Below are 14,294 nucleotides of genomic sequence, written 5' to 3'. Positions count from 1 at the left end.
AGTGTCGTCAGTTACTGTTTTTTGTTGTCTACCAGTACCGCCAGCAAAATCACTACCGCTTTGACGATCATCTGGTAATAGGAAGAAACACCTAACAAATTCAAACCATTGTTCAGGAAGCCAAGGATCAGCGCACCGATCAGCGTCCCCACGATACGACCTTTACCCCCCGCCAGGCTGGTACCGCCGAGCACCACCGCAGCGATGGCGTCCAGCTCATAACCGGTACCCGCCGTTGGCTGGGCAGAGGAGAGACGCGCCACCTCGATAATGCCCGCCAGCGAGGCCAGCAGGCCGCACAGGGAGTAGACGATAATTTTGACTTTATTGACGCTGATACCGGACAGACGCGTTGCCGCTTCGTTACCGCCCAGAGCATAGATATAGCGACCGAGACGGGTGTGATGCAGCATGTACCACGCCGCCAGGAACACCAGACCCATGATCCAGACCGGCGTCGGGATACCCAGCGGGCGGCCGATACCGAACCAGCCAAACAGATCGGCATTGTCGGTGAAGCCGGTGTTAACCGGGCTGCCGTTGGTGTAGACCATGGTCACACCGCGCAGCAGCAGCATCATCACCAGGGTGGCAATAAACGCCTGCACGCGGCCTTTCGCCACAATCATTCCGGTGACAGCACCAATTGCGGCACCCAGCGCCAGCGCCGCTGCTACGGCCACCAGCGCGTTGACTTCAATCCCTACAATTGAAGCGGCAACCGCGCCGGTGAGCGCCAGCAGGGAACCGACGGACAGGTCGATACCCGACGTCAAAATCACCAGCGTCATCCCTACCGCCATAATGGCGTTGACGGAAGTCTGCTGAAGAATGTTGAACAGGTTATTAACGGTAAAAAAGTTCGGGCTCATGGTGGAGACAATCGCGATCAGCACCAGCAGGGCAATCAGCGATTTTTGTTCCAGCAGCCATGCCTTAGTGAAATAACGGCGTCCAGAAACAGCCTGGGTAGTCATCTTCTTACTCCTGATCCACGCGATTAAGCTTGCCCACAGCGGCAGCCATCAGAATTTCCTGGGTGGCCTGCTCGCGACTGAATTCACCGCCAAGATGCCCTTCATGCATGACGATAATGCGATCGCTCATGCCTAATACCTCTGGCATCTCGGAAGAGACCAGAATGATGCTCAGCCCGTCAGCCTTAAACTGGTTGATAAGCTGATAAATCTCTTTCTTCGCGCCAACGTCCACGCCGCGGGTTGGCTCATCGAGGATCAGCACTTTCGGACGGGTCATCAGGCCGCGGGCAATCGCCACTTTCTGCTGATTACCGCCCGAAAGCAGACCGATAGCCTGTTCCATCGACGGGGTTTTGACGTTGAAGAGGCGGATAAAATCACTGACGGCCTGCTGTTCGTCTTTATGCTTCAGACCCCCGCCGCTGCGGCTGAAGTAGCGCAGCGCGGTCAGGGACATGTTCTCTTTCACCGACATGCCCAACACCAGGCCATCGCGCTTACGGTCTTCGGAGATGTAGACGATGCCGTTCGCCAGGCCATCCTGCGGTGTACGGGTGATAACTTCATGCCCATCAAGGGTGACGTATCCGCTGGCGCGTGGACTGGCGCCATACAGCACTTTCATCAGCTCGGTACGTCCGGCCCCCATCAGCCCGGCCACGCCAAGGATCTCCCCCTGACGCAGGATAAAGCTGACATCATTCACCCCAGGGCCGCAGAGATTATCGACCTTCAGACGTATATCGCCCGGGGCCTTATCGATACGCGGATACTGGTCTTCCAGCTTACGGCCCACCATCATCTCAATCAGCGTGTCTTCGGTGAGGGTCACCACTTCACGCTCGGCAATAAACTGCCCGTCGCGGAAGACGGTCACGTCATCGCAGATCTCGAAAATCTCTTTCATACGGTGGGAGATGTAGACGATGCCGCGCCCCTGCGCTTTCAGCTCGCGGATCACGCGGAACAGGGAGTCGGTTTCGGTATCGGTGAGGGCGTCGGTCGGCTCATCCATCACAATGACCCGGGATTCGAAGCTCAGTACCTTGGCGATCTCCACCATCTGCTGATCGCCAATGGAGAGTTCGCCCACCAGCCGATCGCTTTTAAAGCGCAGATTCAGCTTCGCCAGCAGCTTGTCGGCTTCGGCATACATCTGTTTCCAGTCGATTTTGCCAAAGCGGTTAACGAACTCACGACCCAGGAAGATGTTCTCCGCGATGGACAGCTGCGGAATGAGATTCAGCTCCTGGTGAATGATGCCAATCCCGGCTTCCTGGGAGGATTTCGGGCCGTTGAAGGTGGTCTCTTTTCCCAACCACAGTAGCGAACCGGCGTCGCGTTGATAGATGCCGGTCAGCACCTTCATCATCGTGGATTTGCCGGCGCCGTTTTCACCCACCAGCGCCATCACGCGGCCGGCGTAGACATTCAGTGCGGCGCCAGAGAGGGCTTTAACGCCCGGGAACGACTTATCGATCCCTTTCAGTTGCAGGAGTGCGTCCATGATGGCCTCAGAAGGTGACGCCAGCACAGAGAATGATATTCGCATATGGGGAACACTCCCCGCTGCGGATAACCGCCTGGCTGTCAGCGGTATTTTTCTTGAACTGCTCGTGCGTTATGTAGCTTATTTTTATGGTGTTTCCCTGGTGTTGTTGCAGTTGCTTGATATGGCCAAGCAACGTTTCGTGGAGCTGCGGATTATGTTGTTGGATTTCCGTTGCGAGAATGGCTTCCTCAACCTGCATCTCGGTTGTCACCACATCCAGCACCTGCATAAACGAGGGCACGCCCTGGGTTAACGCCAGATCAATACGCGTTGTGCTGTGGGGAATGGGTAAACCCGCATCACACACCACCAGCGTATCGGTATGCCCAAGACGGGAGATGACCGATGAGACTTCAGAGTTGAGTACCGTGCCTTTCTTCATATTCTTGCTCCACTAGCGAAACGTTTCGCTGGCGTCAGTTTAATCTCACCGATGCGCAGAAAACCACCATGGCGTTGCAGATTTGTGATCGTCGTCGAAACGTTTCGCTAAGTGAAATGAGGGAGGGATTTAAGAGGGGATTTGCCGGGTGGCGCTGCGCTTACCCGGCCTACTAAACCGTAGGCCCGCGCAAGCGAAGCGCCGCCGGGCACTAACTAAATCTCGACCTGGGTTCCTAACTCGATCACGCGGTTAGGCGGGATCTCGAACTGGTCGGGCGCACGCAGGGCGTTACGCTGGAGGATAAGATAGAGCTTGCCGCGCAGGCGCAGATACCACGGACGTTTACCGATGATCAGCGACTCGTGCGACATAAAGAACGAGGTTTCCATCATCCGGCAGCTTAAGCCTTCCAGACCGCAGCGGTGGAACACCTCTTCCACGTTCGGGGTTTCGCGCCAGCCATAGCTGGCCACCACCCGCCAGAAGGTGGGCGACAGCTGCTCTATCTGCACGCGGCGAACGTTATGCACGTACGGCGCATCTTCCGTTCGCAGGGTCAGCAGGATCACCCGCTCGTGCAGCACCTTATTGTGCTTGAGGTTGTGCATCAGGGCAAAGGGGATCACGTTCAGCGCGCGCGACATATAGACCGCGGTGCCAGGCACGCGCACCGGCGGAGATTTCTCCAGCGAGGCAATCATCGCCTCGAGAGAATTACCGTGTTCGTGCATCCGGCGCAGCAGGCGGAAACGCTCGCTCTTCCAGGTGGTCATCACCAGGAACATCACCATCCCCAGCGTCAACGGCAGCCAGCCGCCGGAGACAATCTTGTCGAGGTTAGCTGAGAACAGCGGCACGTCAATACAGAGGAAGCCGACCAGAATCATCCCCACGAGGAATTTATTCCAGTGCCAGTTCCGGTAGGCCACCGTAGTGGAGAGGATTGAAGTCAGCACCATCGTCCCGGTAACGGCTATACCGTAGGCGGCCGCCAGGTTACTGGAGTGTTCAAAGCTGACGATAACAATCACCACCGCGAAATAGAGCAGCCAGTTAATGAACGGGATGTAGATCTGGCCCGACTCCATCTCCGACGTATGAATGATGCGCATCGGGGAGAGATAACCCAGACGTACCGCCTGACGCGTCAGGGAGAAGACGCCTGAAATCACCGCCTGGGAGGCAATCACCGTCGCCAGCGTCGCGAGGATCAGCATCGGCACCAGCGCCCAGTCCGGCGCCAGCAGGAAGAACGGGTTTTTAATCGCTTCCGGATGTTTGAGCAGCAGCGCACCCTGACCGAAGTAGTTCAGCACCAGCGATGGCAGCACTACAATAAACCATGCCACGCGAATAGGCAGTTTGCCGAAATGCCCCATATCGGCATACAGCGCCTCAACCCCGGTGATGGACAGCACCACGGCACCCAGCGCAATAAACGATACAGTTTTGTATTCGAGGAAGAAGTGCACTGCCCACATCGGGTTCAGCGCATGCAGCACGTCCGGGTTAGCAATAATGCTGCGTAACCCCAGCACCGCCAGGATCAGGAACCAGGCGAGCATAATTGGCGCGAAGAGTTTCCCCACCAGCCCGGTACCGTGTTTCTGAATCACAAACAGCAGGGTCAGCACAATAATGGCCAGCGGAACCACCCACTCATCAAGCTGCGGCGCGATAATCTCCAGCCCTTCGATTGCCGACAGCACGGAGATCGCCGGCGTGATCACCACTTCGCCATAGAAGAAGCTGCCACCAATCAACCCGATAATGACCAGGAAAGAGGTCATTTTGGGCGAGGTGTTGCGCCCGGCCAGCGACATCAAGGTCAGGATCCCACCTTCACCGGCGTTATCAGCACGCATGACGAAGGAGAGATATTTAACGGAGACGACTAAGATAAGGAGCCAAAAGATGAGAGACAAAAAACCAAAAACAGCGTCGCGTTCCACGCCAAAACCAAACTGACCGGACAAACATTCACGAAGCGTATAAAGCGGGCTGGTGCCGATATCACCGTAGACAACCCCGATCGCCGCAAGCGTGATTGCGGGTAATGATTGCTTATTATCAGTGCTCATAGACTAGTCTTTTCGTTTATATAACAAATGTGTGCTTAGTCCCTTGGCCCACAAAAAGCGCACAGTATGCACGATTAATCGTAGAATCGTACCCCTAAATGCGCCGTCATTAACATAGCGCAAAGAAAATAGCACCGTAGTTCAGTCTATTACCAGCCCCGAACGAAACGTCTATACTCGCTTCAATTAGCCGGGTTTACGGCGAAAGGATGCAAAACAATTATGGCTCACACTCATTTATTAGCAGAAAGAATTTCCCGTCTCAGCGGCGCGCTGGAAAAAGGGCTCTTTGAACGTAGCCATGCCATCCGCCTCTGTTTACTGGCGGCATTGAGCGGCGAAAGCGTCTTTCTGCTGGGGCCGCCCGGCATCGCAAAAAGCCTGATTGCCCGCCGGCTGAAATTCGCGTTTCAGCATGCCAGAGCCTTTGAGTATCTGATGACCCGTTTTTCCACGCCGGAAGAGGTGTTCGGCCCGCTATCCATCCAGGCGCTTAAAGATGAAGGACGCTATGAACGTTTAACGGCGGGCTATCTCCCGGAAGCGGAGATCGTGTTTCTCGATGAAATCTGGAAAGCTGGCCCGGCGATCCTGAATACCCTGCTCACTGCCATCAACGAACGCCGGTTCCGCAATGGCGCGTTTGAAGAAAAAATCCCAATGCGCCTGCTGGTGGCAGCCTCCAACGAACTGCCGGAAGCCGACAGCAGTCTGGAAGCCTTATATGACCGCATGCTGATCCGCCTTTGGCTCGACAAGGTGCAGGACAAAGCGAACTTCCGCTCGCTGCTGATTAGCCAGCAGGATGAAAACGATAACCCGGTGCCCGCTGCGCTACAGGTCACTGACGAAGAGTACCAGCAGTGGCAGCAGGACATTGGCAAAATCAAACTGCCGGATGCGGTGTTCGACCTGGTCTTTATGCTGCGCCAGCAGCTGGATGCCCTGCCGGGTGCGCCTTACGTCTCCGATCGCCGCTGGAAGAAAGCCATTCGCCTGTTGCAGGCCAGCGCCCTGTTCAGCGGTCGCGATGCGGTTGCCCCTATCGATCTGATCCTGCTGAAGGATTGCCTGTGGCATGACGCCAACGGCATGAACCTGATGCAGCAGCAGCTGGAAATATTGATGACCGGGCACGCCTGGGGACAGCAGGAGATGCTGAACCAGCTCGGGGCCATCACCCAGCGCCGCCTTCAGCTTCAGCAGCAGCAAAGCGACAAAACCGCCCTGCGCGTCAGCCGTCAGAGCGGCATGTTTGCCCGGCGTCCGCACTATGAATTACCGGCCGAACTGAGTGAGACCACCCTGACGCTACTCCTCCAGCAGCCGCTTAAGCTTCATGATATGCAGGTGATTCACATCACCATTGAGCGCGAAGCCCTGTCGCTGTGGCTGACCAAAGGCGGCGAGATCCGCGGCAAACTCAACGGCATCGGCTTTGCCCAGCAGCTAAATATGGAAGTGGACGGGAGTCTGCATCTGGTGATCCGCGACGTCAGCCTGCAGGGATCGCGCCTTGCGCTGCCAGGTACCGCCTCTGACAGCGTCCCGGAAGAGATCAAACAGCAGCTGGAAGCGCTGGATAACCAGTGGCATCTGCAGCACACCCGCTTTAGCGAGCAGCAAAAATGTCTGTTTATCCACAGTGACTGGCTGGGGCGAATTGAATCCAGCCTGCAGGATGTGAGCGCGCAGATCAAACAGGCGCGTCAATGCTGACGCTGGATACGCTCAACGTTATGCTCGCCGTCGGCGAGGAGGGCATGATCGAAGAGATCATCCTGACCCTGCTGGCCTCGCCGCAGCTGGCGATCTTTTTCGAAAAATTTCCCCGGCTTAAAACCGCTATTACTGACGATCTCCCGCGCTGGCGGGAAAACTTGCGCAAAAGGCTGAAAGATACCCGCGTCCCGCCAGAGCTCACCGAAGAGGTGATGTGCTATCAGCAAAGCCAACTGCTCTCCACGCCCCAGCTGATCGTCCAGCTGCCGCAGATTTTAACCCTGCTGGACAAGCTTCACTCCCCGTACGCCAGCCAGGCCCGGCAGCTGGTGGTGGATAACGCCACCTTTACGCCCGCCCTGCATACCCTCTTTTTACAGCGCTGGCGGTTGAGCCTGGTGGTACAGGCCACTTCCCTGAATCAGCAGCTACTGGAAGAGGAGCGCGAACAGCTGCTCAGCGAAGTGCAGGAGCGCATGACCTTAGCCGGGGCGCTGGAGCCGGTGCTGGTTGAAAATGAAAACGCTGCTGGTCGCCTGTGGGATATGAGCGCCGGTCAGCTCAAGCGCGGGGACTATCAGCTTATCGTTCGCTATGGCGACTTCCTGGCCCAGCAGCCGGAGCTGATGCAGCTGGCAGAACAGCTGGGCCGCTCCCGGGAGGCGAAGTCGGTGCCAAAAAAGGATGCCCCGCTGGAAACCTTCCGCACCCTGGTGCGTGAACCGGCAACGGTGCCGGAGCAGGTGGACGGACTGCAGCAGAGCGACGACATTTTGCGCCTGCTGCCGCCCGAGCTGGCAACCCTGGGTATCACCGAGCTGGAGTATGAATTTTACCGTCGGCTGGTGGAGAAGCAGCTCCTGACCTACCGGCTGCATGGCGATGCCTGGCGGGAGAAGGTCAGCCAGCGTCCGGCGGTGCATCAGGATTTCGACGAACAGCCCCGCGGGCCGTTTATCGTCTGCGTGGACACTTCCGGTTCAATGGGCGGCTTCAATGAACAGTGCGCCAAAGCCTTTTGCCTGGCGCTGATGCGGGTGGCGCTGGCCGACAGACGACGCTGCTTTATCATGCTGTTTTCCAGCGAGGTGGTGGGCTACGAGCTGTCAGGCCAGCACGGCCTCGAGCAGGCGATCCGCTTCTTAAGCCAGCGTTTTCGCGGCGGGACCGATCTCGCCAGCTGTTTTCGCGCCATTATTGAGCGGATGCAGGGCGGAGAGTGGTATGACGCCGACGCGGTGGTGATCTCGGATTTTATTGCCCAGCGGCTGCCGGATGAGGTGGTGAGTAAGGTGAAGGTATTGCAGCGGGAGCATCAGCATCGTTTTCACGCGGTGGCGATGTCCACTCATGGAAAACCCGGCATCATGCGCATCTTCGATCATATCTGGCGCTTTGATACCGGGCTGCGTAGCCGCCTGCTGCGGCGCTGGAAACGCTAATTACAGCAGCGCATCCACGCTGTCACGCACCTGCTGCGGCCATACGCCACACTGAACCTGGCCGATGTGGGAGAGCTGCAGCAGTAACATGGTCAGGCGAGACTGGCCAATGCCGCCGCCGATGGTCTGAGGCATCTCACCACGCAGCAGCGCCTGGTGCCATTCCAGCTTGAGACGATCTTCATCACCGGTGATTGCCAGCTGACGCTGCAGCGCTTCGGCATCGACGCGGATCCCCATGGAAGAGAGCTCAAACGCATCTTCCAGAATCGGGTTCCACACCAGAATATCGCCATTCAGGCCCGCCAGGCCGCTCTCGCCTTCGCTGCTCCAGTCATCATAATCCGGCGCACGAACGTCGTGACGCTGACCATGAGAAAGCTTGCCGCCGATCCCAATCAGGAATACGGCCCCTAACTCTTTAGCGATCGCGCGCTCACGGCCTTTAGCATCCAGATCCGGGAAGCGGGTCAGCAGCTCCTGGCTGTGAACAAACTGGATCGTCTCCGGCAGGAACGGGGTCAGACCAAACTCTTTGCTGACCGCCGCTTCGGTCTCTTTGATCCCGGCATAAATGGCTTCTACCGTCGCCTTCAGCGTGCGGGTATGACGTTCCCCATCACCCATGACGCGTTCCCAGTCCCACTGGTCAACGTACACAGAGTGAATGGCGGTAAGGCGGTCTTCATCGGGGCGAAGAGCTTTCATGTGCGTGTAAAGCCCTTCGCCCGCGCTGAAGTCGTGTTGTCCCAGGGTTTGACGCTTCCACTTCGCGAGGGAATGAACCACCTCGAACTGGGCGTCTGGCAGTGTTTTCACTTTCACCTGTACCGCTTTTTCGCAACCAGACAGGTTGTCCTGCGTCCCGTCGCCCACGCGGCTTAAGATCGGTGCCTGAACTTCAATAAGACCGAGCTTCTCTTCCAGCTGGCGGGAAAAATGGGATTTAACGAAACTGATCTGGCGTTGTTGTGCGATGTAAGCGGTTTTCATTATTTATACTCCTGCGTCCTGTTGGCATTGATTAAGCAACAAAAAAGAACCTCTTTCAATAATCCAACAATAAAACTCCGCTATCACTTTTGATTCGATAAAATTACCCGCTAAAATAGAGTGATTCATTAATCTTCATAAGAAAAAACTATGGAAAATTATCAGATCGACAATCTGGACCGCGGCATCCTTGAGGCCCTGATGGCTAACGCCCGTACTGCCTATGCCGAACTGGCCAAACAGTTTGGCGTCAGTCCGGGGACTATTCATGTGCGCGTAGAGAAGATGAAGCAGGCGGGTATCATCACCGGGGCACATATCGACGTCAGCCCTAAACAGTTGGGGTACGACGTCTGCTGCTTTATCGGCATCATCCTGAAGAGCGCCAAAGACTATCCTTCCGCACTGGCAAAGCTCAACGCACTGGATGAAGTGACCGAGGCCTACTACACCACCGGTCACTACAGCATCTTTATTAAGGTGATGTGCCGATCGATCGACGCCCTGCAGCAGGTACTTATCAACAAGATCCAAACAATCGATGAAATTCAGTCCACCGAGACGTTGATCTCCCTGCAGAACCCGATCATGCGTACCATCCGCCCCTGATCGAGCAAATTCATACCCACATTTTCCACAGGTAGATCCCAGCTCGCTCACAGCGTACAATGATCCCTCTTTATATGAGCGAGCGATCCATGGCAGATATTACTCTAATCAGCGGCAGCACCCTTGGCGGGGCTGAATATGTCGCGGAACACCTGGCTGAAAAGCTGGAAGACGAGGGTTTTTCCACTGAAACGCTGCACGGGCCGTTGTTAGAAGATCTGCCGAACGACGGGATCTGGCTGTTGATCACCTCCACCCACGGTGCAGGCGATCTTCCGGATAACCTTCTTCCTTTATATGAAGAGTTAAAAGAACAGCAGCCCGACCTGGCGAACGTCCGTTTTGGGGCGATCGGCATCGGCAGCCGGGAATATGACACCTTCTGCGGCGCCGTTGAGAAAGTCGAGACCGAACTGAAGTCCTGTGGGGCACAACAGATCGGTGAAACGCTGAAGATCAACATCCTCGATCACGATATTCCGGAAGATCCAGCGGAACTTTGGCTGGCTGAATGGAAAAATTTACTCAAAACCGATTAAAGATCGTGCGATCAGATGTGGATAACTCTGGTTAAAAGCTTGGATCAACCGGTAGTTATCCCAAGAACAACCCTTGATGACTTTTTGTGCTGTGTATAACATCGCGATCTGATCCCAGCTTATACGTTGCAGGATCACCGATCATTCACAGCAAACGATCCTCTCTAAACGCATGATCTTCTTCGGGAGATCCGGCTTATCCACAGAAATCCGCGATCCTAATAAGAGATCACAATAAAACAGATCTCTAAATAAAAAGATCTTCTTTTTAATAGCCAGGATCCCAGTGCTTTCTCGATCGACTAAAGTTGAGTAGAATCCACGGCCCGGGCTTCAATCCATTTTCTTACCGCTTTACGCGAGGCAGACCACCATGTTTTATCAGGATCCTTTTGACGTCATCATCATTGGCGGGGGTCATGCAGGCACCGAGGCCGCAATGGCCGCGGCGCGAATGGGTCAACAGACCCTGCTTTTGACACACAATATCGACACGCTAGGACAGATGTCCTGTAATCCGGCGATTGGCGGCATTGGGAAAGGACACCTGGTAAAAGAAGTGGATGCACTTGGCGGCCTGATGGCAACCGCGATCGACCATGCCGGCATTCAGTTTAGGATACTAAACGCGAGCAAAGGCCCCGCCGTTCGTGCCACCCGTGCACAGGCAGACCGCGTGCTCTATCGTCAGGCGGTGCGTACCGCGCTGGAGAATCAGCCGAACCTGATGATCTTCCAGCAGGCAGTTGAGGATCTGATCGTCGAAAACGATCGTGTCGTCGGTGCCGTGACCCAGATGGGTCTGAAGTTCCGTGCCAAAGCCGTGGTGCTGACCGTCGGGACTTTCCTTGATGGCAAAATTCATATCGGACTGGATAACTACAGCGGTGGCCGTGCTGGCGATCCGCCGTCCATTCCGCTGTCGCGCCGTCTGCGCGAGCTGCCGCTGCGCGTCAGCCGCCTGAAAACCGGCACGCCGCCGCGTATTGACGCCCGAACCATTGATTTCAGCGTGCTGGCACAGCAGCATGGTGATAACCCAATGCCGGTCTTCTCGTTCATGGGCAACGTGGATCAACATCCGCGCCAGGTGCCGTGCTATGTCACGCACACTAACGAGAAAACCCATGACGTGATCCGCAGTAACCTCGATCGCAGCCCGATGTATGCCGGGGTGATCGAAGGGATCGGCCCACGCTACTGTCCGTCGATCGAAGACAAGGTGATGCGCTTTGCCGATCGTAACCAGCACCAGATCTTCCTCGAGCCGGAAGGGTTGACCTCCAACGAGATCTACCCGAACGGTATCTCCACCAGCCTGCCTTTCGACGTACAGATGCAGATCGTCCGTTCGATGCAGGGGATGGAGAATGCGAAGATTGTCCGTCCGGGCTATGCCATCGAGTATGACTTCTTCGATCCGCGTGACCTGAAGCCAACCCTGGAGAGCAAATATATCCAGGGGCTGTTCTTCGCGGGCCAGATCAACGGTACCACCGGCTACGAAGAAGCTGCTGCGCAGGGTCTGCTGGCCGGTCTGAACGCCGCGCGCTTCTCGGCCGAGAAAGAGGGCTGGGCGCCGGGCCGTTCTCAGGCTTACCTTGGCGTGCTGGTGGATGACCTCTGCACCCTGGGGACCAAAGAGCCGTACCGCATGTTTACCTCTCGCGCGGAATATCGTCTGATGCTGCGTGAAGACAATGCCGATCTGCGCCTGACCGAAATCGGCCGTGAGCTGGGTCTGGTGGATGACGCGCGCTGGGCGCGTTTCAACGAGAAGCTGGAGAACATCGAGCGTGAACGTCAGCGCCTGAAGTCCACCTGGGTCAACCCAACCGCCGAATCTGTAGACGAAGTGAACGCTCACCTGTCTGCGCCACTTTCGCGTGAAGCCAGCGGGGAAGATCTGCTCCGTCGTCCGGAGATGACCTACGACCAGCTGATCCAGATGACGCCGTTCGCGCCGGGTCTGGAAGACGTGCAGGCCGCCGAGCAGGTTGAAATCCAGGTGAAATACGAAGGCTATATCGCCCGTCAGCAGGATGAAATCGAGAAACAGCAGCGCAACGAGAGTACCATCCTCCCGGCCACGCTGGATTATCGTCAGGTTAACGGCCTCTCCAACGAGGTGATCGCCAAGCTGAATGACCATAAGCCGTCATCCATCGGCCAGGCATCGCGTATTTCCGGCGTCACCCCTGCGGCCATCTCCATTCTGCTGGTGTGGCTGAAAAAACAGGGTATGCTGCGCCGCAGCGCATAATCGTAAGAACTGCCCGGTAATGCGTAGCGATCCGGGCCTACAGAACTCCGTAGGGCGGGTAAGCGTAGCGCCACCCGCCAAAACGCATCTCAACAGGTATTCACCGTGCTCAACAAACTCACTCGTCTGCTGGATCAAGCCGGTATTTCGCTCACCGATCACCAGAAAAATCAGCTGGTGGGGTATGTCGATATGCTGCACAAATGGAACAAGGCCTATAACCTCACCTCGGTTCGCGACCCGAATGAGATGCTGGTGCGTCACATTCTCGACAGCATCGTCGTGGCGCCTCACCTCCAGGGCGAACGTTTTATTGATGTAGGCACCGGTCCGGGCTTGCCTGGTATCCCGCTCTCTATCGTGCGTCCTGAGTGTCAGTTCACGTTGCTGGACAGCCTGGGCAAGCGCGTGCGCTTCCTGCGACAGGTTCAACATGAGCTGAAGCTGGAAAATATTCATCCGGTGCAGAGTAGGGTAGAGGAGTTTCCCGCCGAGCCGCCGTTTGACGGTGTGATCAGCCGGGCGTTTGCTTCGCTCAATGACATGATCGACTGGTGTAAGCATCTGCCTGCGCAGAATGGGCGCTTTTATGCGCTGAAAGGGATCCTGCCGGAAGACGAAATTGCACAGTTGCCAGCCGGGTTTGAACTAGAGTCCGCTATTAAATTGCGCGTTCCGCAGCTGGAAGGTGAACGTCATCTGGTGATCGTTAAGCCAAACAATTTTTAAAAAAATAATAAAAAATGTGGAATTTGTGCTGTTCTTAGTATGTTAAAAAACAGACGAATGCTTAAGAAATAAACAGATTTAATTTAACCGCTTTTTTACTATGGATTTTCTTTGGGTTAACCTGAGCGTGTAGTTAACCCATAATATAATAAACACTGAAAATATCAGCTTGCTAAAAGTAGGAAAGAGTAACCAGATTGCAATGTTAAATATTTATTATAAATGTCAATAAAAGGTTTCTCTTGTATACAGGGCTGTTTTGAAAATAGTTGCTGAAATAACGCTTTAATATCAGAAACATGAAATATAACGATTTACTGATTTAATTTATTCGACCTTATCGTAAATGTGTATTTTGTGATCTCGTGCACGCTTTATCGCCAACGTTTCCGCGCAGTTTGCAGTTTTGACGAGTCATTCACAGTTTGACGAAAAGTTAAGAAATAGCGCTGGGGAAAAATATTTAAACATTTATTCACCTTTTCGCTACTTATTGTTTGAAATCACGGGGACGCACCGTATAATTTGACCGCTTTTTGCTGCTTGACTCTGAGCCCTAAAGGACGTTTTATACGACACGCGGCATACCTCGAAGGGAGCAGGAGTAAAAACGTGATGTCTGTGTCGCTCTTGAGTCGAAACGTTGCTCGTAAGCTTCTGTTCATTCAGTTTCTGGCGGTGATAGCAAGCGGATTGCTGTTCTGCCTCAAAGACCCCTTCTGGGGCATCTCTGCGGTAAGCGGAGGTTTGGCAGTTGTTGTGCCGAATATGTTGTTTATGATTTTTGCCTGGCGTCATCAGGCGCATACACCTGCCAAAGGCCGCATGGCCTGGTCCTTCGCTCTGGGCGAAGTGTGTAAGGTGTTGCTGACCTTTGCCCTTCTGGTGGTGGCGCTGGCGGTTTTTAAAGTGGTATTTTTGCCGCTGATAGTGACGTGGGTTTTGGTGCTGGTGGTACAAATTCTGGCGCCAGCTGTAATCAATAACAAAGGGTAAAAG

General features: G+C 55.1%; 12 protein-coding genes. 7 read left to right on the top strand and 5 right to left on the bottom strand.

The window, feature by feature from the left end:
• Positions 1-11: 11 nt before the first annotated feature.
• The 4 genes from rbsC to kup form a co-directional block, all read right to left on the bottom strand.
• Positions 12-977, bottom strand: a complete 966-nt coding sequence (gene rbsC / locus LRS40_RS07015; RefSeq protein ID WP_106995525.1) for a ribose ABC transporter permease — start codon at positions 975-977, stop codon at positions 12-14.
• 4 nt (positions 978-981) lie between these two features.
• Complete coding sequence (rbsA, locus tag LRS40_RS07010; protein WP_142487629.1) at positions 982-2,487, bottom strand: ribose ABC transporter ATP-binding protein RbsA; 1,506 nt, start codon at positions 2,485-2,487, stop codon at positions 982-984.
• 7 nt (positions 2,488-2,494) lie between these two features.
• Entirely contained in the window at positions 2,495-2,914 is a 420-nt protein-coding gene (rbsD, locus tag LRS40_RS07005) for a D-ribose pyranase (protein WP_142487630.1), read from the bottom strand.
• Positions 2,915-3,129: 215 nt separating this feature from the next.
• On the bottom strand, positions 3,130-4,998 hold the full coding sequence (gene kup / locus LRS40_RS07000; protein ID WP_142487631.1) for a low affinity potassium transporter Kup: 1,869 nt from the start codon (positions 4,996-4,998) through the stop codon (positions 3,130-3,132).
• 222 nt (positions 4,999-5,220) lie between these two features.
• On the opposite strand from kup, the gene ravA reads away from it, so the two are divergent.
• Entirely contained in the window at positions 5,221-6,717 is a 1,497-nt protein-coding gene (gene ravA / locus LRS40_RS06995) for an ATPase RavA (protein ID WP_156264990.1), read from the top strand.
• Positions 6,711-8,162, top strand: a complete 1,452-nt coding sequence (gene viaA / locus LRS40_RS06990; RefSeq protein ID WP_142487633.1) for an ATPase RavA stimulator ViaA — start codon at positions 6,711-6,713, stop codon at positions 8,160-8,162. The genes ravA and viaA overlap by 7 nt, the downstream gene beginning before the upstream one ends.
• Here the strand turns inward: viaA and asnA are convergent, their stop codons facing one another.
• Positions 8,163-9,155, bottom strand: coding sequence for an aspartate--ammonia ligase (gene asnA, locus LRS40_RS06985; protein WP_156264994.1), 993 nt, complete (start codon positions 9,153-9,155; stop codon positions 8,163-8,165). It lies immediately after the preceding gene.
• A 150-nt stretch (positions 9,156-9,305) separates the two neighbouring features.
• Between asnA and asnC the strand changes: the two genes are divergently transcribed.
• The 5 genes from asnC to atpI all read left to right on the top strand — a co-directional run bounded on the left by asnC (position 9,306) and on the right by atpI (position 14,291).
• Positions 9,306-9,764 (top strand): transcriptional regulator AsnC, encoded by a 459-nt coding sequence (gene asnC / locus LRS40_RS06980; protein ID WP_032615488.1) that lies wholly within the window; start codon positions 9,306-9,308, stop codon positions 9,762-9,764.
• A gap of 89 nt (positions 9,765-9,853) precedes the next feature.
• Entirely contained in the window at positions 9,854-10,303 is a 450-nt protein-coding gene (mioC, locus tag LRS40_RS06975) for an FMN-binding protein MioC (protein ID WP_231313391.1), read from the top strand.
• Positions 10,304-10,676: 373 nt separating this feature from the next.
• Positions 10,677-12,566, top strand: coding sequence for a tRNA uridine-5-carboxymethylaminomethyl(34) synthesis enzyme MnmG (gene mnmG / locus LRS40_RS06970; RefSeq protein ID WP_156264995.1), 1,890 nt, complete (start codon positions 10,677-10,679; stop codon positions 12,564-12,566).
• A gap of 105 nt (positions 12,567-12,671) precedes the next feature.
• Entirely contained in the window at positions 12,672-13,295 is a 624-nt protein-coding gene (gene rsmG, locus LRS40_RS06965) for a 16S rRNA (guanine(527)-N(7))-methyltransferase RsmG (RefSeq protein ID WP_142487637.1), read from the top strand.
• Between the two features lie 615 nt (positions 13,296-13,910).
• The gene (gene atpI, locus LRS40_RS06960) at positions 13,911-14,291 is read left to right on the top strand and encodes a F0F1 ATP synthase subunit I (protein WP_103824374.1); all 381 of its coding nucleotides are present in this window, start codon (positions 13,911-13,913) and stop codon (positions 14,289-14,291) included.
• Positions 14,292-14,294 lie beyond the last annotated feature (3 nt).

This window comes from Leclercia sp. G3L, assembly GCF_021117075.1.
GTDB classification, from domain to species: domain Bacteria; phylum Pseudomonadota; class Gammaproteobacteria; order Enterobacterales; family Enterobacteriaceae; genus Enterobacter; species Enterobacter adecarboxylatus_C.
Note: the sequence above shows the minus strand (reverse complement) of the source record. Positions and strands in the feature narration are given on the sequence as shown.

Excerpts from the sequence above, each read along its gene's own strand:
- rbsC (WP_106995525.1), bottom strand. The coding sequence starts at position 977 with ATGACTACCCAGGCTGTTTCTGGACGCCGTTATTTCACTAAGGCATGG.
- rbsA (WP_142487629.1), bottom strand. The coding sequence starts at position 2,487 with ATGGACGCACTCCTGCAACTGAAAGGGATCGATAAGTCGTTCCCGGGC.
- rbsD (WP_142487630.1), bottom strand. The coding sequence starts at position 2,914 with ATGAAGAAAGGCACGGTACTCAACTCTGAAGTCTCATCGGTCATCTCC.
- kup (WP_142487631.1), bottom strand. The coding sequence starts at position 4,998 with ATGAGCACTGATAATAAGCAATCATTACCCGCAATCACGCTTGCGGCG.
- ravA (WP_156264990.1), top strand. The coding sequence starts at position 5,221 with ATGGCTCACACTCATTTATTAGCAGAAAGAATTTCCCGTCTCAGCGGC.
- viaA (WP_142487633.1), top strand. The coding sequence starts at position 6,711 with ATGCTGACGCTGGATACGCTCAACGTTATGCTCGCCGTCGGCGAGGAG.
- asnA (WP_156264994.1), bottom strand. The coding sequence starts at position 9,155 with ATGAAAACCGCTTACATCGCACAACAACGCCAGATCAGTTTCGTTAAA.
- asnC (WP_032615488.1), top strand. The coding sequence starts at position 9,306 with ATGGAAAATTATCAGATCGACAATCTGGACCGCGGCATCCTTGAGGCC.
- mioC (WP_231313391.1), top strand. The coding sequence starts at position 9,854 with ATGGCAGATATTACTCTAATCAGCGGCAGCACCCTTGGCGGGGCTGAA.
- mnmG (WP_156264995.1), top strand. The coding sequence starts at position 10,677 with ATGTTTTATCAGGATCCTTTTGACGTCATCATCATTGGCGGGGGTCAT.
- atpI (WP_103824374.1), top strand. The coding sequence starts at position 13,911 with ATGTCTGTGTCGCTCTTGAGTCGAAACGTTGCTCGTAAGCTTCTGTTC.